Source organism: Caldisericia bacterium, from assembly GCA_021158845.1.
In the GTDB taxonomy this organism is placed as follows: domain Bacteria; phylum Caldisericota; class Caldisericia; order B22-G15; family B22-G15; genus B22-G15.
Map to the genome: position 1 here is coordinate 1 of JAGGSY010000019.1, position 22,045 is coordinate 22,045.

A 22,045-nucleotide genomic window follows, 5' to 3' on the forward strand; every position below is an offset into this window, starting at 1 on the left:
TCATTGATCATTGCTCTTTCCTCCTTTTTTTTAATAATTTTATCATTTTTATGCGTACTTTTCAGCAAAGGTCTTTAAAAGTATAGGAGTTGTAATAGATGTTATCATCGCCATAAATACAATGGAGGTGTATATAGGTCTATTTATTATTCCCTGATTAAGAGCTATATTGGCAACAACCAACTCTACTGCCGCTCTTGCATTCATACCTATTCCAACCACAAGGGATTTCTTTAACGGTATCCCTGAAATGAAAGCACCAAGAGCTCCACCAAAAATTTTACCCACAAAAGCAACCCCAACTATTACAAGAAGGGGAAGACCAAATGCTTCTTTTGAAAGTACTATGGAAAAGCCTGTCCATGAGAAGAATAACGGGGCGAAAAAACCCCATATCCATCTCTCAATTGTCTCAATTTCTCCCTTCCTTAGAAAACTCCTAACTGTAAGACCACCAAAGAAGGCACCTATTATAAGATGAAGACCTGCCATATGTGCAAGCATGGAAAAGACAAAAACCCATAATAATACTATTGATAGTCTTTCATTGAGAGAAAGTTTCTCAATTTTGGAGAAAATGAATCTTCCTAATATTGGACCGAGAGCAATAGATAAAACAACAAATAGAACAGATATAAGGATTAGTTTCATTAAAAATCCTATATGAGGAATTTCTCCTGTATTTCCTATACTGGTAAGGATGGAAAGTATAACTATACCGATTATGTCATCAACTACTGCAGCTCCTATTATTGTCATTCCAACCTTTGTGTTTAATTTACCAATCTGAATAAGTGTAGCAACAGATAATGCAACTGCAGTAATTGAAACTGATGCAGCAATGTAAAGTGAAGCTGTGGTGGAGAGGTTAAGTAATTTGATGGAGGCGAAATACCCTAAGGAGAATGGCACAACTACTCCAAAAATTGCCGTAAGCACGGCTTCCTTTCCAACCTTCAAAAGATCTGAAAGATCCGTTTCAAGTCCTGCACCAAGCATAAGAAAGACACCGCTAAAATCTATCACAGCTTTCATCAAGTCACTTGCCTCTTCGTGGGAGAAGAATCTTAGTATTGCATGCCCCTCGGGAACAAATATTCTTGGAAGTATGAGGAGAAGAACAGGACCAACAATTATACCACCTATTATCTCACCCACTATTTGAGGTTGTTTTAATCTAATCATCAAATGACCAAAGAAGAGAGCTGATGCAAGGAGAAGAAAGGTGTATACAAATACATCCATTATTTACTCCATAGATTCTTTATAATTTCCATGCAGTTTAAATCCCCTATAACCTTTTTACTCTTATCAACCACTGGCAACTCCTCAATTTTCTCCATCACCATAGCTTCAAGAGCATCGACAATGTCTTCATTCTCAAAAACATATATTGGCGGAAGCATGATATCTTTAGCTACCCTGGCTTTAGATATTTTTAAGGCATTAAATGTATCTTCTTTCGCTACAGTTCTTTTGCCTTTCAAAATATGTGTGGTTTTGAGAATAATGGATGTAGGTATTATACCTACAAGTTTCTCTTCCTTATCCACAACATATACACTCCTTGAACGAGGATCTTTAAGTAAAACCTCTACCACTTTTTCAATGGAATCATTTTCGAAGACAACAGGAGGCTCTATTGTTATCGTTTTATGAATATCTCTTACCTTCATTTCATATACACCTCCATTTCTCTTCTAAGCTCAGGATATAAAGGAAATCTCTCACAAAGAGAAAGAACTTCCTTTTTAACCCCATTTAAAATAGACTCATTCTCTGGATTTTTTAATACCCTGGCAATGAGTTTTCCAACAATCTTCATCTCCTCCTCTTTCATCCCTCTTGTAGTCAATGCAGGTGTTCCAAGTCTAATTCCACTTGCAACAAATGGTTTCTCTGGATCAAATGGTATTGTATTCTTGTTCACTGTAATATTTACACTCCCCAATATCCTCTCTGCCTTTTTACCTGTTATTTTAAATGGTCTTAAGTCTACAAGCATTAAGTGATTATCTGTGCCTCCAGATACAAGTCTTGCACCTTCCTCCTTTAAAGTATTAGCTAACGCTTTTGCATTCTTTACTATCTGTTCCTGATAATTTTTAAACTCTTCACTCATGGCTTCCTTAAAGCAAACTGCCTTTGAAGCTATCACATGCATGAGTGGACCACCTTGAGTTCCAGGAAAAACAGCTTTATCTATAATTTTCTTATATTTTTCCTTTGTAAGAATAAAGGCTCCCCTCGGACCCCTCAATGTCTTATGCGTTGTAGAAGTGACAAAATCTGCCGTATTCACTGGTGATGGATGGAAACCTGTTGCAACCAATCCTGCAATATGAGCAATATCAGCCATAAGATACGATCCCACCTCGTCAGCTATCTCTCTGAATTTTTCAAAATCAATTTTTCTTGGGTATGCAGAGTATCCTGTTACTATAAGTTTTGGTTTGTGCTTTCTGGCAAGGTCTCTAACCATATCAAAATCAATGATCTCTGTATCTTTTTTTACTCCATAGTAAACAACATTGTAAAGCTTACCTGAAAAAGATACTGGACTTCCATGAGATAGATGACCTCCATGTGAGAGTTCCATTGAAAGGATTGTATCCCCCGGTTTTAAAACTGCAAAGTAAACTGCCATGTTTGCCTGTGTTCCAGAATGGGGTTGGACATTGGCATGTTCTGCATTAAAAAGTTTCTTTGCCCTCTCCCTCGCAAGTTCTTCTGCAATATCCACAAACTCACATCCACCATAGTATCTTTTGCCAGGATAACCCTCTGCATACTTGTTTGTAAGGGGAGTGCCTAAACTTGATAAAACTGCTCTACTCACAAAATTTTCTGATGCTATGAGTTCAAGATTTTCGTGTTGCCTCTTTATCTCTTTATAAATAGCCTCAAATATCTCTGGATCTGAATTAAATAAATCCTTTAACATCTCTACCTCCTTTTTAGGTATCATATTTATTTTATACCCTTCTAAAAATTTGTTAAGTTGCTATCTGTATCTCTAAGGCTCTTTAGATGGAGGTGAACCTCCCTCCTTCTTTATTAAACTCCAGTGATATAGATATAAAGGTATACCCACTATAAGTAAAGCTACATCCCTTGAAAGTTCATTCTCTACATAAGGGAGGTATCCTTTTTTCTGACTCTCCTGCCACTTTTTATAGTCTTCCTCCCACTGCTTTAACATCTCTTTATCCTGTTCTGTAAGTTCTTCACTCTCTTTTAAAGTATTAACTCTCTCAAGAAAATAGGGTTCGGGCGGTCTGTCCAAGTATCCATACTTGTACTGCAGCGCATCTCTAAAAATTGTAAGCTGAAGACCTAAATTTATAAAACCTACAGCACCTATTATCACAAGGATTAACCCTATCATAGAAAACAGATAAAGATAAACCTTTCTTAAGCTAATCTTGCTCATAAAACCTCCTCTTAATTTTTATAAAAATAGATTTTTAAATTTTCTTTAATGCCTGATCAATGTCCCATATAAGATCATCCACATCCTCTATGCCCACTGACAACCTTACAAAACCTGGTCCAATCCCTATCTTTTCCCTCTCCTCCTTGGTCAATGAGGCATGAGATGTGTTAAAAGGCATACTTACAAGACTCTCCACCCCACCAAGACTTGTTGCCTCTTTTATAATCTTAAGATTCCTCATAAACTTAAGTCCATCCTCATCATCCCCCTTTATTTCAAAACTAACCATTCCACCAGCTCCCTTTGTAAGGTATCTTACACTGGAGAGAATATATGGATAATTATCGAGGGTCGGGTATATTACATTTCTTACCTTTTCATGTGTTGAAAGAAATGTTGCAATCCTTAATGCGTTTATATTGTGCCTCTCCATTCTTAAAGAAAGTGTCTTAAGCCCCCTCTCAAGAAGAAATGCAGAAACTGGATCCATAGAGCCACCATATCTTATCATTCTCTCCCAGATCATATCTATATAATTCTTGCTTCCAACTACAACTCCACCCACAACATCACTATGGCCATTCAGATACTTGGTCACAGAATGTATCTCTATATCAACACCCCTATCAAGTGGCGTCAGGTTATAGGGAGTTAAAAAGGTGTTATCCACTATAACTGGTACTCCAAGTTCTTTACCTATTTTTACAACCTCATCCACATCAAGAATCTTTAAAAGAGGATTTGAGAGTGTTTCAAAGTATAACAATTTTGTTCTCTCAGTGGCTGCCTTCTTTATCTCTTCAGGTTTTGTTTGATCCACATACTTTACAACTATTCCAAATTTAGGAAGTTCATTCTTTATAAAAGACAGGGTCCCTCCATAAAGATCCAGTGTGGTTATTATTTCATCTCCCTCTGAAAGAAATGTAAGAAGTGTTGTTGATATGGCTGCCATTCCTGAGGAGAAGAGAAGAGCATCCTCTCCTTTGCATATCTCGGCTATTTTTCTTTCTGCAGCTCTTCTTGTGGGATTACCATACCTTGAATATATCCATGCCTCTCTTGCCTTTCCCTCAAGAATTTTCTTGTAATCTTCATCACTTAAGACAAATGTTGAACTCTGAAATATTGGTGTATTTACAGCACCTGTTTCCTTATCAATATACTCACCTGAATGAATGCACTTTGTAGAAAATTTAATCTTCTTATCCATAAAAACCTCCTTGTATCTATATTATCACCACTTAAGAATCCTTAAAACCCCATAGAGAAACTATATTCTTCCACTTCTCAACAGTAACTATACCACCAGTTGCCCTCTCATGACCAAAACCAAGGTCTTCATCAAGACTTGGCTCTGTATATTTTCTTAAGAAGGAGAGAAGTGAAATGGAAAGATTTGTTCTCATGGAAAAGGCAACTCTTCCATCAATGTATCCATAATTTGCACACACAACTATGTAATTTTTAAGAACATTCCTCCATATCTGTGCAATTATTGGGTGAATAAGATATGGTGAATTTATCTCCAAAAGAACAAGACTTCCAGAAAATTTTGGTCTAACTCTCTTCCATCTATCCACTTCCCTTTTCACTCTCTTTCTATATGTTTCAAGGGTGGATTTCGCCTCCGATTCACTCAATAAATCAGAAAATTCATTGGCATTCATAAGATACCTTGTGGATGTTTTAATATCAAACTCAGGGATTCTCCTTGCAGCATTAACAAGAGATGCAACATGGGAAATCCACTTCTTCTTGTATTTTTTTAAAATATTCTCATACATGGGAACATCCTTAACCGACGTTCCAAAATCCCCCGCCTCCCCTATAGCTCCTAAAAAATCCTTAGGAGAAAAACCAATATTATCAAATAAGAGAAACGAAAGATAAGCTGCAGAAATGTATGGTGGAGGAGGAAAGGAGGTAAACAGAACTCCATTCTCAACTACACCTTCTGGTTTATGATGATCAATAATTATAATCTTCTCCACGCCCTTAAATTCCTTTTTATAAGAACCAAGATCCACAATAAAAACCACATCTGGTTTCTTCTCAAGGACTCTCCCTATAACTGAATCTGAAAAACCATTTTCCCCTTTCTTCGGATACAACAAATCTACTACATTAAAACCATTTTCCCTAAGTGCTTTATGGACAAGAACACCTGCGCTCACTCCATCTGCATCTACATGGGAAAGGATAACTATTCTTCTCTCCTTTTCAATACTTTTAATCTCCTCTTTAAATCTTACTGAAACTCTCTTTAAATCAAACATATTATAATTATTATATGAAAGGAACGAAAGAATTTAAAGTTTATTATAAAGAGAGAAATAGAGAGAAACTAAAGAAAACGGTAATATCAGACATTTGCCTCTTCTGTGATGCACCATGCTGTAAAGAAAACTTTGTTCCACTAACAGAGGAAGAGGTAAGAAGTGGCTTCTATGAGATGGAATTTAAAACATGGATTGATCCTGAAACTGGAAAAATAAGGTCTGGATGGGTTTTAAAGAGAAGAAAGGATGGAAGCTGCATCTACCTTACAAAATTTAACATGTGTTCAATATGGAAGAATAGACCCATTGCATGTAGATTATACGCCTGTGATAAAATAAAGAAGAAAGAGGAGAGAAGGAATGAAAACAAAGATGGTAGTCTTAGTAGATAATGAGGAAGGTGACGAACTTATACCCTCCTGGGGTCTTTCCATATACATAGAGAGAGAGGATTTTAAACTCCTATTTGATACAGGAGATAATCCCGAAATCCTTAACAAAAATGCAGAGAAATTAAACATAGATCTCTCAAAAATTGATGCCCTTATCCTATCCCACAATCACTATGATCACACAGGTGGGCTTCCATATATAGGGAACATAACAAAGGGAATCTCCGTTTATATACCTGAAAAAAGCATGACAAAGATGGTGGAGAGATATGGTTTAAAACCAATATGTGTTAAAGATACTCTTAAAATACATCCCAACTTCACATTGTATAAATTTGAAGGTCCTATCCCTGAACAATCCCTGATAGCTGAGAGTAATGGAAAAAATTTCTTCGTTGTTGGATGTTCCCATCCAAAAATAGAGAATATGGTGGTAGAAGTTAATCAAAAGATGGGTATAGAGATATTTGGTATTGTTGGAGGTTTCCACCTTTATACAGAGACTCTGGAGAGACTCAAAAGAATAAAAGAGATCTTCGTCAAACTGGGAGTAAAGGAAATCTATCCAATTCACTGTACAGGGAAAACCGCAAGGGAGTTTTTTAGTAGAGAGCTAAAAGAAATCTATAAAGGAGGGAGAGGAGGAACAAGAATTGAGTTTTAAAGATACAAAGATATTTAAGAGTTTCAAGAAGAGTGCACATGGAATTTATAACAGAATCATCTCCACACCATTATTTCAAAAAATGGAAGTGGAGCCTGTAACAGAGAATGATTTCCTTCCACACAATAAATATGCAATTGAGTGGTGGTATTTCACAGGTTTTTTAAACGAAAGATTCGGTTTTGAGGTAACATTTTTTAAAGTAAATGTTCCACCTAAAAATTCTATATTCGAACCATTGGTTAATACATGCGTAAGCCACTTTGCCATTGTGGATGTACAGGAGGAAAAATTCTCCTACTCTGAGAGAGTAAGACAATCAATATTGATGTGGAAGGAAAATGAACTCTTATTAAGAAATGGTGCATGGATACTGGAAAGTGACGGAAATATATATCATATATATGTGATTTCAAAAGAAGTCTCTTTGGATCTATATATGAAACCAACTTCAAAGATGATACTTCATGGAGACAATGGACTGATAAAATTAGGAAATGCCGGGGATTCCTATTACTATACCTACCCCTCCATGGAAACGGAAGGTTATATAAAAAGAGGAGGTAAACTCTTTAAGGTAAATGGAGAAACCTGGCACGATCACCAATGGGGAAATTTTAAAGTAGAAGCTGTATGGGATTGGTTTAGTATAAGACTCAAGAATAAAACATATCTTATGGCGTTTAATCTATGGGATGCAAAGAGAAAAAAATTGGTGATTCAGTATGCAAGCCTTACAAAGGGAGATTTTATTAAAAAATTTGATAAGTTTGATTTCAAAGTGCTTGATAAGGACTTCCTGTCTGGTAAAAAGCGGTATCCAGAGATATGGGAACTCAGCATCGGGAAGGAAGATATTAATTTTATTATTGAGGCAATGGTAAAAAATCAGGAGTTTAACTCCATAATAACTCCAGATTACTATGAGGGAATATGTAAGGTAAAGGGGAAAATAAAAGAAGAAGAGATAGATGGAATTGCATATGTGGAATTAACTGGATATTACTAAAGAAGTTTATTTTTGTTTATCTCAAGATGAAACTCACAACCTAAAACCTTTGCAGCTTGTCTGCAAAGCATCATCCTTGAGAGAAATATCTCAAAATATTCCATTGGTTTTGAGATTTCAGTATCTATCGTCAATTCAAGTGTTATCTCTTTGTTCTTCTCATCAACTCTCAAGAATGATTTTTCAACGGCATAATTTACTCTATCATGAATATCAAAATTTTCTGGTTTTGCCCTCACCCTTGATCTATGAGCATCTGATTTATCCGCAAGAACAACTGCAGCAGTTATAGGTGTTGCAACAAATCCTGTTTTTTCATCGTGGTTTGCTATAGCTTCCATAACTTCCCCTATATCCTCTGGGGGAAATCCAAGGTCCTTTAAGATATCCATTGCTATTAAAGCACCACTTACTGTATGGGTGTCTCTTCCCAAAAAGTTCCCTATATCATGAAGATATGCCGCAATCTTTGCAAGTTCTATTTCCCTCTCTGAGTACCCCAATCTCTCAAGAATATTCTCCGCAATCTCTGAAACAAGAGATGTGTGTCTGAATCCGTGTTCAGTGTATCCCAAAGCTTCAAGATACCTATCTGCCATAGCTATAAAAGTTTTTACTTTGGGATGGTTTTTCACCGCCTCGAATCTCTTATATTTCATCTCTTTCATATTAAAACTCCTCTATTGGCACACTTTCCCTTTGATATGAGAGAAGCACAGCATTGGGCAGATTGGAAAGATAGTCCTCTATCTTTGAAAGTGTAGAATCCAACTCTCTCTTGCTTGAATTTAAAGTAACAAAGTAAAATCTTGCCCTTTCAACCATCTCCTCTTTTCTCTCTTCAGCAATGGCTATATTGTACCTCTTTTTTAACCTTGTAATTACAGATAAAACAACCTTCCTCTTATCTTTTAATGTCTTAGACCCAGGAATACCAAGTTCAAACTCCACAACAGTGAAAAACATCTCAGGAGCCTTTTTCTTTTATCTCATAAACTTCCACTATATCACCTTCTGATATATCCTTAACCCCTTCCACTCTAAGTCCACATTCATATCCCTCACTCACCTCTTTAACATCCTCTTTAAATCTTTTAAGAGATGAAATTTTTCCCTCTCCAATAACCTCTCCATTTCTTATAATTCTGGCACTCATATCTCTCACAATTTTCCCCTCTCTCACTATACAGCCAGCAACAAGTCCAAGCCCCTTTATCTTGAATATTCTCTTTACTTCTGCCTTACCTACAGTTACTTCCACAAGCTCTGGCTTTATCATTCCCTTTATAAACTTTATGAGCCATTCCTGTAAATCATATATGAGGTCAAAGAGGAATATCTTTACCCTTCCCCTCTCTGGCATCTTTTTTACCACAGGTCCTTCTTTAGTGCTAAATCCAAGTATTATAGCACCTGAGGCAACAGCAAGAAGGACATCAGATTCATTGATTCTTCCAACACCGGTATGTATTATCTCTATCTTTATATCCTTCGAATCTATAGACTCAATGACAGATTTTACTGCCTCAAGAGACCCAAAGGTATCCGCCTTCAATATAATCTTAAGTTTCTTCTCCTCCTCAAGTTTTTCAAAAAGCTCCTCAATGGATATCGGTCTCTTTCGCTCCCTTTTAACTCTCTTTTTCTCTTCTTCAATCTTCTCTATCTTCTCTTTTATAACCTTTTCTGAATCATATTGAATTATGAGATCACCTGGTACTGGAGTATTCTTAAGCCCCATTATTTCAACAGCACTCACAGACTCCACCAATTTTGCCTGTCTCACAGAGGGAGTTGTTATCATTCTTACTTTTCCATATGTATCGCCTGCCATGACCCAATCTCCTACTTTAAGCTCACCTGCTTGAAGAATAAAGCTTGCTGTTGGCCCAATTCTTGGATCAAGTCTTGCCTCAATTATTGTTCCGCCTGCTCTTTTTTCGTTAGATTTAGAAAGTTCCTCCAACTCTGCTACAAGGAGTATGTGTTCTAAAAGGTCTTCCAGTCCAATTCCATTTTTGGCAGATGTATTTACATATAGAGTCTCTCCTCCCCACTCCTCAGGTAATAAATCATAATTGGAGAGTTGCTTCTTAACCCTTTCAGGGTCAGCCCCTTCTTTATCAATTTTGTTTACTGCAACAATTATTGGCACCCTCGCTTCCTTCGCATGATTTATCGCCTCCACAGTCTGCTCCTTTACTCCTTCATCTGCCGCCACTACAAGAACAACTATATCTGTAACAATGGCTCCCCTTATTCTCATCTCAGTGAATGCTTCATGCCCCGGTGTATCAATAAAAATAATTTTCTTCCCATTATGAACAACCTCAGAAGCTCCTATCTTCTGGGTAATTCCTCCTTTTTCTCTCACTGCAATGTTTGTTTTCCTTATGGCATCAAGAAGGGTGGTTTTACCATGATCAATGTGTCCCATAACTGTAACTACAGGTGGTCTTGGTTTAAACTCCTCAGGAAGGGGTGGGAGTATTTCGGTAAGTGGCTTACCAAAGGAATTTGCTATTCTTGCAGCAATAGGAAATGGTATTTCATCATTTTCGTCTGTTCTAACAAGCCCCCATTTTAAAACATATGAGATAAGCCTTTTTAAAGGAATATTCAAATGAGCAATAAGTTCCCTTAACTTTATCTTCCCTTTTCTCTCTTTCTCTCTTCTTTCCCTCTCCTCCTTATCCTTAAGAACCAATTCCTTTACAACATTTGCAGTCTCCTCATCTATAGTTGAAAGATTTCCTTTTACTTTTACTCCAAGCTCGTCAAGATATTTTATAAGCTCTGTGGTTGATATACCTATCTCTTTGGCTACACTAAATACTCTTAGTTTTTTCATTCTTCACCTCTTTTATATAAATTAACATTTGTTTTTTCAGCCTATCTTTAACCTCTCTATCAATAGAATCTACCCTCAAGGATTTCTCCAGTTTTCTTTTCCTAAAAGCCTTCTCTATACACTCTCTCCTTTTACACATATAGGCACTTCTCCCAAACTCTCTGAAATCTGGATCAAACACTATCTCACCATCTTTTTTTCTAACTATTCTAAGAAACTCTTGTCTATCATCAACTCTTCTACAAACAACACATCTTCTTAAGATTCTTCGAGGCATCTAAGTTCCAATATATAACCTGTAAGTTTGGAGGCAAGCTTCACATTTATACCCTCTTTACCAATGGCAAGGGGAACCTGATCTGAGGAAACATAAACAATTGCTCTCTTATCTTTTATCTGGACTTTCTCCACCTTTGCAGGGGAAAGAGCATACTTTATATACTCTTCTGGAACATCAGACCATCTTACTATATCTATCTTCTCACCTGAAAGCCCCTTTGATATGTTTGTTATTCTAACACCCTTGGTTCCTATACATGCACCAACTGGATCAACATCTGGCCTATAGGAATGAACTGCAACCTTCGCCCTTTCACCAGGTTCCCTCACAATCCCTTTGATTTCCACTATCCCATCCATTATCTCTGGTATCTCTTTCTCAAGGAGAAGTTTCAGTAGTTCCTTAGATGTACGGGATAGAATTATATCCGGTCCTTTTGGGGTTTTTATAACATCTTCTACATAAACCTTTAATTCCTTGCCCTTTGTATACTTCTCCTTAGGAATTGCAAAATTTGGAGGTATCCTTCCCTCCACATCATCTATCTTTACAAATATTGTTCTTCCTATTATTCTGGATACTTTACCTGAAACTACAGTGCCTTTCTTATCTTTATACTGTTCGTACAAAACTTCTCTCTCAAGATGAACAATCTTTTGAATTAAAACCTGCTTTGCTACCTGCATAGCCACAAATCCCAACTTCTCCGGAAGAATCTCCATATCTATTATCTCATCCACCTTAGCGTCCTTCTTGATCTTCTGCGCATCCTTTAAAGATATCTCTCCCTTCTTCTCGGCCTTTTCAACAACATGCATCTTTGTGAAAATCTTTATCTCTCCTGTTTCAGGATTTATATAAACATGTATATTACCACTACCAGGAAATTTCTTCCTGTAAGCAATACTTATAGCGTCCTCAAGAACCTTAAGGACCTTTTCCTTTGGTATTCCCTTTGTTTTTTCCAGTTCCTCTATTGCTTTAATAAGTTCAGACGGCACCTTTCCTCCTTTTAATTCTCTTGAACAATTATAACACAGGTTATTTCACCACCAAAATAGTTTTAATAAAGAGTGGCTTAATCTCTCTACTATAATCTCAAGAATACCTTTTCAGCAGAATTTTTAATAATTGCTTTGGTTCCCCCGCCCTCACCTACAACTTTAATCATCATCTTGGGATCCACAATCCTTACTCCAGCAACAAGTGTAAATCCTCTCTTTTTGAAAACCTCTCCAATCATTGGTGTCGAAGGACCTGAAATAATCCTCTCCCTTGCCCTTGTAGGAAGTGAGACTATATCATCAATGGAGAAATTCTCTAAGGTAACACCTGTTAATATAAGTATGTCTGTCTCTAAAAGAACCTTCTTCAAATCCTCCTCCAACCTTAAGAATTTCCTGAACTCTTCCTTAACCTCTCCCTTTTCAAAAAGGTTTATATTAACAGGTCTTGTTGAAAGCTCCTTTATAAAAGGACCTATTGCTCCAATTAAAGTTATTGTATCCCCATCTCTTATTGAGATTGCATCTAAAGCATCTCCTGTTCTTACATCTCCCTTTAGGGTAGAAATTACAAGTGCATTAAGTATTGAGAAGCCGAAACTTCTCTCAAAGGGATTTTCAGAAAAGATGAATCTCTTTAATTCCTTCTTAATATTAATCTTGGTTAGAAAACCTGCCCTATCCACTGGATGAATGTGGAGTTTCTCTCTCACTATCCATGCAATACCTGCATACCCATTTGACAATGTTACTCCAGAATACACAGCACCGATACGAGCATCAACCACATTTATATTTTCAAGAGGAATTTCCTTATATACAAAATCTAATATCTCTTCAACAATTCTACCCATTTTATGAATCTCGGAACCTTTGTGTCCTTCATAGTTATAAGTCCCGGTTTTTCATCTAAAACAATTGGTATCATGTTAACTGCTATGGAAATAGTTCCAACTCCACCCTTTATCTCTGGTTTATTCACGAAATTTATTGGTGGTTCTCCATCTATTTTTATGTAATCCCCCGTTTCAATCCCCTCAAGGTGTGGAAGAATCTGCTGAGGGTGATCAAGTATTATCTTCTCTTCCCCATCTACAATCCCAACTCCCCTATGATGACACCCAGCCACCATGCCAGGTTTCACAACTACATACTTAGTTCTTCTCTCTACTTTAGAAATTATTGGCTTCCTCTCCTCTATTATCCTTTCTATCTTCCATCCTATTGCTTCACCTATCATATGGATTGATTGAGGAAAACCAAAATGACCCACAATTTCGCCAGATTTAAGCCCTTTTTCAAACTCCTCTGGTGTTGTTCCAACTCCTTGAGTCCTCATGACACTTGGTCCATATGGAGATAGATCATTCACCCTTTTTGCATAAATTCTATCAATTCTACTCATTACACCTGTAAGGGTTATTATAAGGGTATCAAGGACAAAACCAGGATTTATGCCTGTACCTAAAATTGTAACATTGTTCTCTAATGCAATCCTGTTTAACTCTTTTGAAAGCTCTGGTTCAACTATCCACGGATAAGCCATCTCCTCTGCTATTGTTATCACATTCACCCCTTCTTCAACTATCTTTTTTATCTCAGGATACGCATCTTTTACCCTTGAACAGGTGGCATGAAGAAAAACATCTACTCCTCTATCTATAACCTCCTTTGTATCATTCTTAATCTCTATTCCAATTTTACCCCTTCCAATAATCTCTCCTACATCCTTCCCTTCCCTCTCCTTTCTCCTTGCCACTACACCAACAAGTTCAAGTTCCTCCTTCCCCAGAATCAATGAGATCATACCCTTTCCCATTGATCCGGTTCCAAAAACTGCAACCCTTATTTTCTTCATCTTTCACTCCTTAAAATGCTTTTGAATTAATTATACAGCATTTCACATGCTAAAAAGATAAACCTTGACAAATTTTATTACATAGTCTAAAGTTAAAATAGAAAAACCCTTGAGGAGGTGTAGAAAATGAAAAAAGGACTATTGCTTCTTGGAGTTTTAATCATTGCGGGGGTACTTATATTTACAGCATGTGCTCCAGCAGAGAAACCGCAAGAGCAACCACCCGAGGAGAAGAAGCTCAAAGTGGTGGGTATCTTTGCAACGCCTATTGAGGAACCATGGGATGGTGCTATCCACCATGCTCTGCTAAAGGCAAAGGAGGAGCTGGGGATAGAATATGAGTGGACAGAAAGCGTGGGTTACTCTGACTTCGAGAGAGTGCTCAGAGAATACGCAGACAAAGGACCAGATATCATCATGGGAGATGCCTTTGGCAACGAAGAAGCTGCGAGGAGGGTTGCAAAGGATTACCCAAATATTGCCTTTGTATTTGGTTCTGGTGGTGGTCCAATGGATCCAAACTTTGCAGTGTTTGATGATTGGATTCATGAACCAGCATATCTTGCAGGTCTCATTGCAGGTAAAATCACAAAATCCAATGTAATCGGAGTAGTTGCAGGTTATCCTGTCCCAGAAGTCAACAGAATTGTTAATGCCTTCATTATCGGTGCAAAGGAAGCAAACCCAGATGTAAAAGTCAAAGTTACCTTTATAGGTAGTTGGTTTGATCCACCAAAGGCAAAGGAAGCTACCATCGCACAGATTGAAGCGGGTGCAGATGTTATGTTTGGTGAAAGATACGGTGTAATTGATGCATGCAAAGAGAGAAATATTCCAGTCTTTGGAAATATACTTGACCAGTGCGATCTTGCACCAGGTCTTGTTATCGGTAGTCCTGTATGGGATATGTGGCCAACAGTTAAATATGTAATTGAATCAGTGAAGAATGGCTCATTCAAAGCAATGGATCTTAAGGACTGGAGCATGATGGGTAAAGGTGGAGCAAAGCTTGTTATCTGTGAAGAGTGGAAGGATAAACTTCCAGAGGATGTAAAGACATTGGTAGAGAAGAAGACACAGGATATAATGAACGGACTCTTCAGAGTCCCAGTTGACGAAAACACTCCAAAGTCTGATTAGGAGAAATTTAGATTAAATAGGGGGGAGAATTCTCCCCCCTATTTTTATACCTGATAGAAACAAGGAGAAGCCTATGGAAAAAGTTCTTTCCATGCAAGGTATTACAAAGAGATTTCCAGGGGTCTTAGCAAATGATCATATAAATTTTGAAGCTTACAGAGGTGAGATAGTTTCTCTTCTTGGAGAAAATGGAGCAGGAAAAACTACATTAATGAAGATACTCTATGGAATGTACTCTAAAGATGAGGGAGAGATATATATAAAAGGAAAGAAAGTAGAAATCAACTCACCAAAGGATGCCATAGATAATGGAATAGGGATGGTGCACCAGCATTTTACCCTTGTAAATCCATTTTCAGTAACTGAAAACATTATACTTGGACTGCCTGGTGATAAGGTAACCATTGACCTTGATGAGGCAAAGAATAAGATAAAGGAATACATGGATAGATATGGATTACATGTGGATCCTGATGCAAAGATATGGCAAATCTCTGTAGGTGAAAAACAGAGGGTTGAAATTCTTAAGGTCCTCTTTAGAAATGCAGAAATAATAATTCTTGATGAACCAACAGCAGTTCTAACACCCCAGGAAGTAGATGAATTATTTAAAACATTAAGAATACTCATGTAAGAGGGAAAAACAATTATATTCATCTCCCACAAATTATATGAAGTCCTTGAGATAAGTGACAGGATTGTTGTTTTAAGGAGTGGAAAGGTTGTAGGTGAAACTACGCCTGACAAAACCTCAATAAGAGAACTCGCCAAAATGATGGTGGGAAAGGAAGTTATAGAGATCACCTCCAAAGAACCACCAAAGCTTGGAGAAGAGGTTTTTAAGGTTGAGAATCTTTCTGTAATGAGTGATAGAGGCTACCTTGCCTTAAAGAACATATCTTTTATGGTAAGATCTGGTGAAATTCTTGGAGTTGCAGGTGTTGCTGGAAATGGTCAGAAGGAGCTTGAAGATGTAATTTCTGGAGTAAGAAAGCCTGTAAATGGAAAAGTTATGCTTTTGAATAAGGAGATAACCGGAAAAAGTCCAAAGGAAATTATAGAGATGGGAGTGGGTAGAATTCCTGAAGATAGAATGGATGCAGGTTTAATTCTTGATATTCCTCTATACGAAAATCTTGTAGTTGAGTATTTTGACAAACCTCCTTTTTCAAAGGGACCTTTTCTCAATTACAAAGAGATAAAATCTTACGCTGAAAAACTCGTGAAGGAGTTTGACATAAGAACACCAAATGTGAATGTAATAACAAGAACACTCTCAGGTGGCAATCTTCAGAAGGTAATTCTTGCGAGGGTTATATCAAGAGAGCCAAAATTCCTTATAGCTTCACAACCAACAAGAGGTCTTGATGTGGGAGCAGCTGAGTATATTCATGAAAGACTGCTTCAAGAAAGAGCTAAGGGGTGTGCCATTCTGTTAATTTCAGAAGACCTTGATGAAATCATGAATCTTTCAGATAGAATTATGGTTCTATATGAAGGCGAGATTATGGGGTTTGTGAATAGAGGGGAGCTTCCTAAGGAAGAGATTGGTCTTATGATGACTGGAACAAGAAAGGAGGCTTTAAGTGAAATTTCCTAAATTTAGGCTGGAGAAGAGACCATCACCCCCAACATGGCTTAGAATTTCAATTCCCTTTATAGCAATAGGTATATCTTTTCTCTTCTCTGCAATTATAATCCTACTCGCTGGAAGAAATCCAATAACTGCATTTTATGCAATATTCTATGGAGCTCTTGGAACAAGACTTGGTTTTATGGAAACACTTGTTAAAGCAACCCCTCTTATGCTCACAGGAATTGCTGTATCTTTCGCATTCACAGCAAAGTTCTGGAACATTGGCGCAGAAGGGCAGTTATATGCTGGAGCTCTTGCTGCTACATGGCTTGGAATAAGCCACTTTTCTCTTCCATCCCCTATATATATACTTCTCATGATTGTTGTAGGATTCATCGCTGGTTCTCTGTGGGCATTAATTCCTGGCATTCTTAAAGCAAAATTTAAGGTAGACGATGTAGTAACGACACTCCTTATGAATTACATAATGATCTACATTGTCTCAGCAATACTTGAAGGTCCATGGAGAGATCCAGTAACAAGCTGGCCTCAGTCTATAATGATTGCCAAGAATGCAGAATATCCTAAGCTATTTGCGAGATCAAGGGTGCACTTTGGATTGATCGTCGCCATTATTGTTATTATTGTAGTATATGTAATCATAAAACATACAAAACTTGGATTTAATATAAGGGCCACAGGGGCAAACGCAAGAGCTGCATACTTTCTTGGTATAAATACAACAAGGACATTAATCCTTACAGCAGCTATAAGTGGGGGAATTGCAGGGCTTGCTGGTGTAGGAGAGGTAGCAGGGCTTCACTTTCATTTAACAGAGAATATATCTCCAGGATATGGATACAGTGGCATAGTCATTGCTATGCTGGGAGGACTCCACCCCATAGGTGTCATGCTTGCTGCCTTCTTCTTTGGAATTATCCAAACTGGTGCTGAATATATGAGTAGAGCTACAGGAGTTACATCATTTATTGCTGATGTTATACAGGGAATAACACTTCTTGTCATGCTTGCCATGCTTCTTTTATATGAGTACAGAATAAGGAGGGTGGAATGAAGGAGATACTTACTGTTAACTTTTTTGTAGGATTGCTTTCGGCAACTCTGAGAATGGCAACTCCTCTTATCCTTGCCACTCTTGGTGAAACCTTCTGTGAGAGGGCAGGGATATTAAATCTTGGAATAGAGGGGACTATGCTTTTTGGCGCCCTAGCAGCATTTCTCACCACATATTTCACTGGGAATTTGTGGCTCGGAATTGTTGCAGCAATTATCGCGGGTATACTTTTTGGTCTTCTCATGGGAGTACTATCTGTATCCCTTGGTCTTTCTCAACATGTAAGCGGATTGGGGATAACACTTCTTGCTACAGGTTTATCCCTCTTCACCTACAGACAGATCATTGGTTCCCCAAAGGTTCCACCAACAATCCAGACTTTTAAAACCCTTCCCATCCCTGGACTCTCCAGCATACCTATTATTGGTCCTATACTCTTTGATCAATGCATTTTTACCTATATAGCAATAATCCTTGTCCCAATTGCATCCTTTATACTTTTTAAGACAAGGTTTGGTCTCTCCTTAAGAGCAGTTGGTGAAAATCCGGAGGCAGCAGATGCTGTAGGAATAAATGTCTTTAAAATAAGATACATCGCTTTGATGATAGCCGGTGGTTTAATGGGTTTTGCTGGGAGCTTCTTTACCCTTGCACATTTTAACATGTTCCTCTATGGTATGGTGGGTGGAAGAGGCTGGGTTTCCATAGCTTTAGTCATATTTGCAAACTGGAATCCAACAAAAGTTTTATGGGGAGCACTCCTCTTCGGTGGAGTGGATGCACTCCAGTTAAGACTTCAGGCAATAGGGTTCGATATTCCTTATCAGCTATTTCTAATAATGCCGTATCTACTAACGATAATTGTCCTAATCCTTGTTGCAAGAAATGCCTCTTATCCAGGAGCTCTCCTTAAGCCATACAGAAGAGAGTGATAGACACGGTACAAAGAATTATAGAAACTCTTAAAAGAGAAAAGAAAAAATTTAAAAGAACTGCTATATCTGAGATTCATAAGACAAAGGACCCGTTCAGGGTCCTTATCTCATGTCTCCTCTCGCTTAGAACAAAGGATGAAGTTACACTAAAGGCAAGTGAAAGGCTCTTTTCAGTAGCAAAAACCCCACAGGAGTTTTTGAACCTTCCAACCAAAAAAATTGAGGAACTTATCTACCCTGTGGGATTTTATAGAGTTAAGGCAAAGAGGATTAAAGAAATTTCAAAAATCATAATAGAGAGATACGGTGGAAAGGTTCCAGATAACTTAGAGGAACTTCTGACTCTTCCAGGTGTTGGAAGAAAAACAGCAAATATAGTTATTACACAGGGCTTTAACAAATATGGTATTGCTGTGGATACCCATGTGCATAGAGTATCAAATAGATTAGGACTTGTTAAAACGAAGACACCAGAGGAAACAGAGGTTAAGTTAAGAGAAATAATTCCGAAGAAATACTGGATAGAGTTAAATGATTTGTTTGTATCGTTTGGACAAAACATTTGCACTCCAATATCTCCAAGATGTTCCATATGTCCCATAAGTAAATACTGCGATAAAGTTGGGGTAAAAACTCACAGATAGGAATCACACAAACCTATATAATTTTCTCATGGTATAATGAGAGAGATGAAAGGAAAAACTTTTATAACCAAGAGGGCAATTAAACAAATAGCGGTTCTCTCCGCCATGCGATGTTATGGTGTTGTGGGGCTTTCTCCAGTTAACCTTAAAGAGAGTATCCAGAAGATACTGGGATGGGATGAAGGAAAAAGAGGTGTTGAGGTATTCATTGACGATAGAAACATAAAAATAGTTTTTCATGTAATTCTCTTAAGGAACATAAATGTAAAAGAGGTTGTGAACAATTTAATTACACAAACCGTATATGCCTTTGAAAAAATGACAAAACTAACTCCTGAAGTAGTGGTTGTTGTTGAGGGTATAAAGGAGGGATAAGATTTGGAGATTCTTGATAAAGACTTTCTTGTAAAGTTTTTCTATCTTGGTTTTAAAGAAGTTGAAAAGTATAAAGAAGAGATAAATGCGCTTAATGTTTTCCCTGTACCTGACGGGGATACAGGTACCAATATGTATATGACTCTCCTTTCAGCATGGGAGGAGATAAATAAGAGAGATATAAATACCACTGATGATCTTATAAGTGCTATTGTAAAAGGAAGTCTCATGGGAGCCAGAGGGAATTCTGGGGTAATTCTTTCTCAAATATTTAGGGGGATGGGAGAATTCTTAAAAAATAAAGATAAAATAACTGGAAGGGAGTTTGCATTAAGTTTTGTAGAAGGGGTTAACAGAGCATACAAGGCGGTGATAAGACCAGTTGAAGGAACGATACTTACAGTCTCCAAAAGCTTCTCTGTCTCTCTATACGAAAGGGTAAAGGACGGAGAAAGTCTGCACTCTGCATATCTTCATGCTATAAAAATAGCCAGAGATACACTTAAAAAAACCCCTGATATGCTTGATGTATTAAAGGAAGCCAATGTGGTAGATGCAGGTGGTTTTGGTTTTCTTAAATTTGTTGAAGGTGGTTATGGAGCTTTTGGAAGAGAGGAGATTGAAATGGAAAAGATAGAAACCAAAAAGGGGATTACGGGAGAAAAAATACTAAAGTATCCCTTTGACACAGTTCTTTTGGTTAGATCAGATAATCTAACAGAGGAAGCGATAAAGAGAGATTTTAATATAGAAGGTGACTCACTTATTGTTGGAAGAGAGGGAGACTTAATAAAAATTCACTTCCACACAAAGAGACCAACAGATGTTATTGAATTCTTCATGAAGAGGGGAGAGATTGTAAAAATAAATGTAGAGAATATGCAGTATGAAGTTGATGAGATTCAGAGAAAGAAGGGTAAAGAAATTAGTATAGTTGCTGTTTCAAGGGGGAAAGGATTCGAAAAATTGCTTAAAGAGTTAGGGGTTGATGTAATAATAGAAGGTGGACAGACCTTTAATCCTTCAACAAAGGACCTCGTGGAAGCAATAGAGAAGGTAAATGCAAAAAAGATCGTAGTTTTTCCAAATAATTCCAATGTAATATTTTCTGCCCTTCAGGCAAAGGAACTTACCAGTAAAGAAGTGGTGGTCATACCCACCAAATCAATACCTCAATGTATATCTGCGGTTTCTAACCTCAACCCAAACGCCTCCTTTGAGGACAATCTTCAAGAGATGATTGAAGTTGCTAAAGAAGTAAAGACCATTGAAGTAACAAAAGCTGTGAGATCTTCAGTATTTAATGGTAAAAAGATAAGAGCAGGAGAATATATTGCAATTTTTGAAAATAAGGATGTAAGAACCGGTAAAGACCCTGAAGAAGCTGCCCTTTCATTGTTATTAAATCTTAATATTAAATCGGGTGTGTTCATAACCATATACTATGGTGAAGAGATAGATAAAGATAGAGCAGAAAAATTCAAGGAAATTGTACAGGAAAAATTTCCAGAGAGCGATGTTGAAGTTTATGAAGGAGGACAACCTCTCTATCCATATATAATTTCACTGGAGTAAGAAATGATAAGAATTGTTGTTGATTCATCGTGTGATCTGCCAGATGAATTTATAAGAGAAAATCGAATTGAGGTTGTTCCCCTCTATCTCAGAATAGGGGATAAATTCTTGAGGGACAGAATAGATATAACTCCAAAGGAATCTTTTAATCTAATGAGGAAGGGATATAAATTATTTACATCTCAACCTACCATTTCAGATTTCACAAAAATTTACAAAAAGATCCTCTCAGTTGGGGATGAAATTATAACAGTTCTCATCACGGGAAAAGGTTCTGGAACTGTTAATGTGGCAAGAATTGCAATGGAAGAGGTAAATAAAGATAAAATTTCCATTGTTGATTCAACACAAATATCTGGTGGTATTGGTTTTGTTGTAAAAAGGATAGTTTCTCTTATTAAAGAGGGCCTTCCAAGAGAAAAAATACTGAGCTTGGTGGATAGAATAACATCAAACATTCATTTATTTATCACCCTTGACACAATCAAGTTTACACATGCAGGTGGCAGGGTTAACGATATTAAGAGTTTTGTCACTACCGTACTCAACATAAAACCGATTCTTATAATGAGAGATGGACTACCAAGACTCTTAAGAGTAGTTAGAGGAAGGAAAAAATCTTTGAAATTTATAACAAACCTTGTGCTAAACAAGATTAAAGAGGAGTCTAAAAAATTTGAAATAGCCTTTCTTCATGCTGATTCTTTTGAAGATATATCAAGGATAAGAAAAGAAATACTTTCAAAGGTGAAACCAGAGTTTGAATTTACAAAAATTATAGGTAGTGCTCTCGGTGTGCACGCAGGACCGGGAGCTCTTGGCGTCTGTATTTATTTTAGAGAGGAGGAGATATGAAAAATTTTGAACTTAAACCTGAAAGGTTAAAAAATACATGCAATCCTGATATGTTTAATTTTAATACAACTGAGGAACTTGAACCTCTCAAGGA

The 22,045-nt window shown here is 37.2% G+C and carries 23 protein-coding genes and 1 pseudogene; 11 read left to right on the forward strand and 13 right to left on the reverse strand.

The window, feature by feature from the left end; translation table 11 throughout:
- Positions 1-48 precede the first annotated feature (48 nt).
- The 6 genes from J7J33_00630 to J7J33_00655 all read right to left on the reverse strand — a co-directional run bounded on the left by J7J33_00630 (position 49) and on the right by J7J33_00655 (position 5,715).
- The gene (locus tag J7J33_00630) at positions 49-1,245 is read right to left on the reverse strand and encodes a cation:proton antiporter (GenBank protein MCD6167800.1); all 1,197 of its coding nucleotides are present in this window, start codon (positions 1,243-1,245) and stop codon (positions 49-51) included.
- Positions 1,245-1,676 (reverse strand): CBS domain-containing protein, encoded by a 432-nt coding sequence (locus tag J7J33_00635; protein ID MCD6167801.1) that lies wholly within the window; start codon positions 1,674-1,676, stop codon positions 1,245-1,247. Before J7J33_00635 ends, J7J33_00630 begins: the two co-directional genes overlap by 1 nt.
- Positions 1,673-2,944, reverse strand: coding sequence for a serine hydroxymethyltransferase (locus tag J7J33_00640; protein ID MCD6167802.1), 1,272 nt, complete (start codon positions 2,942-2,944; stop codon positions 1,673-1,675). Before J7J33_00640 ends, J7J33_00635 begins: the two co-directional genes overlap by 4 nt.
- Positions 2,945-3,016: 72 nt before the next feature.
- Positions 3,017-3,433: a hypothetical protein gene (locus J7J33_00645; GenBank protein MCD6167803.1), complete on the reverse strand. Its 417-nt coding sequence runs from the start codon at positions 3,431-3,433 to the stop codon at positions 3,017-3,019.
- A 34-nt stretch (positions 3,434-3,467) separates the two neighbouring features.
- Complete coding sequence (locus tag J7J33_00650; GenBank protein MCD6167804.1) at positions 3,468-4,649, reverse strand: aminotransferase class I/II-fold pyridoxal phosphate-dependent enzyme; 1,182 nt, start codon at positions 4,647-4,649, stop codon at positions 3,468-3,470.
- A gap of 31 nt (positions 4,650-4,680) precedes the next feature.
- Entirely contained in the window at positions 4,681-5,715 is a 1,035-nt protein-coding gene (locus J7J33_00655) for a DHH family phosphoesterase (GenBank protein ID MCD6167805.1), read from the reverse strand.
- Between the two features lie 14 nt (positions 5,716-5,729).
- On the opposite strand from J7J33_00655, the gene J7J33_00660 reads away from it, so the two are divergent.
- Genes J7J33_00660 through J7J33_00670 form a run of 3 tightly spaced genes read left to right on the forward strand, consistent with a single transcriptional unit; the run spans position 5,730 to position 7,783 of the window.
- Complete coding sequence (locus J7J33_00660) at positions 5,730-6,110, forward strand: YkgJ family cysteine cluster protein (protein ID MCD6167806.1); 381 nt, start codon at positions 5,730-5,732, stop codon at positions 6,108-6,110.
- The gene (locus J7J33_00665; GenBank protein MCD6167807.1) at positions 6,079-6,774 is read left to right on the forward strand and encodes an MBL fold metallo-hydrolase; all 696 of its coding nucleotides are present in this window, start codon (positions 6,079-6,081) and stop codon (positions 6,772-6,774) included. The genes J7J33_00660 and J7J33_00665 overlap by 32 nt, the downstream gene beginning before the upstream one ends.
- Positions 6,764-7,783 carry a hypothetical protein gene (locus J7J33_00670; protein ID MCD6167808.1) on the forward strand — a complete coding sequence of 340 codons (1,020 nt, stop codon included), beginning with the start codon at positions 6,764-6,766 and terminating at the stop codon, positions 7,781-7,783. The genes J7J33_00665 and J7J33_00670 overlap by 11 nt, the downstream gene beginning before the upstream one ends.
- Here the strand turns inward: J7J33_00670 and J7J33_00675 are convergent.
- From J7J33_00675 to J7J33_00705, 7 genes are all read right to left on the reverse strand, one after another.
- A complete protein-coding gene (locus J7J33_00675) occupies positions 7,780-8,442 on the reverse strand; it encodes an HD domain-containing protein (GenBank protein MCD6167809.1) in 663 nt (220 codons plus the stop codon). The genes J7J33_00670 and J7J33_00675 overlap by 4 nt on opposite strands.
- A gap of 10 nt (positions 8,443-8,452) precedes the next feature.
- Positions 8,453-8,749 (reverse strand): DUF503 domain-containing protein, encoded by a 297-nt coding sequence (locus J7J33_00680; GenBank protein MCD6167810.1) that lies wholly within the window; start codon positions 8,747-8,749, stop codon positions 8,453-8,455.
- 1 nt (position 8,750) lies between these two features.
- The gene (locus J7J33_00685) at positions 8,751-10,634 is read right to left on the reverse strand and encodes a translation initiation factor IF-2 (GenBank protein ID MCD6167811.1); all 1,884 of its coding nucleotides are present in this window, start codon (positions 10,632-10,634) and stop codon (positions 8,751-8,753) included.
- A complete protein-coding gene (locus tag J7J33_00690; protein MCD6167812.1) occupies positions 10,612-10,911 on the reverse strand; it encodes a YlxR family protein in 300 nt (99 codons plus the stop codon). Before J7J33_00690 ends, J7J33_00685 begins: the two co-directional genes overlap by 23 nt.
- A complete protein-coding gene (gene nusA / locus J7J33_00695) occupies positions 10,893-11,915 on the reverse strand; it encodes a transcription termination factor NusA (GenBank protein MCD6167813.1) in 1,023 nt (340 codons plus the stop codon). The genes J7J33_00690 and nusA overlap by 19 nt, the downstream gene beginning before the upstream one ends.
- A gap of 89 nt (positions 11,916-12,004) precedes the next feature.
- Positions 12,005-12,772: a hypothetical protein gene (locus tag J7J33_00700; protein MCD6167814.1), complete on the reverse strand. Its 768-nt coding sequence runs from the start codon at positions 12,770-12,772 to the stop codon at positions 12,005-12,007.
- Positions 12,745-13,776, reverse strand: coding sequence for an NADP-binding protein (locus J7J33_00705; protein MCD6167815.1), 1,032 nt, complete (start codon positions 13,774-13,776; stop codon positions 12,745-12,747). The genes J7J33_00700 and J7J33_00705 overlap by 28 nt, the downstream gene beginning before the upstream one ends.
- Positions 13,777-13,902: 126 nt before the next feature.
- Between J7J33_00705 and J7J33_00710 the strand changes: the two genes are divergently transcribed.
- The 8 genes and pseudogenes from J7J33_00710 (at position 13,903) to J7J33_00745 (ending at position 21,951) form a co-directional block, all read left to right on the forward strand.
- Positions 13,903-14,916, forward strand: coding sequence for a BMP family protein (locus J7J33_00710; GenBank protein ID MCD6167816.1), 1,014 nt, complete (start codon positions 13,903-13,905; stop codon positions 14,914-14,916).
- 73 nt (positions 14,917-14,989) lie between these two features.
- Positions 14,990-16,516: pseudogene (locus tag J7J33_00715) on the forward strand (ABC transporter ATP-binding protein).
- Positions 16,503-17,567: an ABC transporter permease gene (locus J7J33_00720; protein ID MCD6167817.1), complete on the forward strand. Its 1,065-nt coding sequence runs from the start codon at positions 16,503-16,505 to the stop codon at positions 17,565-17,567. Before J7J33_00715 ends, J7J33_00720 begins: the two are co-directional and overlap by 14 nt.
- Positions 17,564-18,499, forward strand: a complete 936-nt coding sequence (locus J7J33_00725; protein ID MCD6167818.1) for an ABC transporter permease — start codon at positions 17,564-17,566, stop codon at positions 18,497-18,499. Before J7J33_00720 ends, J7J33_00725 begins: the two co-directional genes overlap by 4 nt.
- Positions 18,496-19,146, forward strand: a complete 651-nt coding sequence (locus tag J7J33_00730; GenBank protein ID MCD6167819.1) for an endonuclease III — start codon at positions 18,496-18,498, stop codon at positions 19,144-19,146. The genes J7J33_00725 and J7J33_00730 overlap by 4 nt, the downstream gene beginning before the upstream one ends.
- Positions 19,147-19,191: 45 nt before the next feature.
- Positions 19,192-19,521 (forward strand): Asp23/Gls24 family envelope stress response protein, encoded by a 330-nt coding sequence (locus tag J7J33_00735; protein ID MCD6167820.1) that lies wholly within the window; start codon positions 19,192-19,194, stop codon positions 19,519-19,521.
- Between the two features lie 3 nt (positions 19,522-19,524).
- Positions 19,525-21,096: a DAK2 domain-containing protein gene (locus J7J33_00740; GenBank protein MCD6167821.1), complete on the forward strand. Its 1,572-nt coding sequence runs from the start codon at positions 19,525-19,527 to the stop codon at positions 21,094-21,096.
- A 3-nt stretch (positions 21,097-21,099) separates the two neighbouring features.
- Complete coding sequence (locus J7J33_00745) at positions 21,100-21,951, forward strand: DegV family protein (protein ID MCD6167822.1); 852 nt, start codon at positions 21,100-21,102, stop codon at positions 21,949-21,951.
- The last annotated feature ends 94 nt before the right edge of the window (positions 21,952-22,045 follow it).